This window comes from Oceanobacillus sp. CFH 90083, assembly GCF_009389585.1.
GTDB lineage: Bacteria > Bacillota > Bacilli > Bacillales > Amphibacillaceae > Oceanobacillus.
This window is the reverse complement of the sequence record NZ_VIYG01000057.1, coordinates 1-331: the sequence shown is the minus strand read 5'-3', so window position 1 is coordinate 331 and position 331 is coordinate 1. Positions and strand designations below refer to the sequence as shown.

1 pseudogene is annotated in these 331 nt (G+C 38.7%); it reads right to left on the bottom strand.

The window, feature by feature from the left end:
* Positions 1-114: 114 nt before the first annotated feature.
* Positions 115-331: pseudogene (locus FLK20_RS21475) on the bottom strand (transposase); the annotation flags it as partial.

Below are 331 nucleotides of genomic sequence, written 5' to 3'. Positions count from 1 at the left end.
GAGGCTGGGACATAACTAGCCAATAATAAAGAAAAGATGGATTTCACATCGGGTTTTGATGCGAAATCCATCTTTTTTGAAATCATTTATAGGTAGATACATAAAAAGCCTGGTAGAGGCAGTGTATCTTCTCAGATTCACTGCCATTAAGGCGAACCCCAATTCATTATCCACTTTGGGTTTTCCTCGGACAGAGAAACGAGTGAAACCCAAATTAGCCTTCAAGAATCCAAAGAAAGGCTCCACATCTATCTTACGTTTTCCGTAAAGCTTGCCCATTTCTTTATCTGAAAGCTGTTCTCGTATCATTTTCTTTTGTTCTTCCCATTTT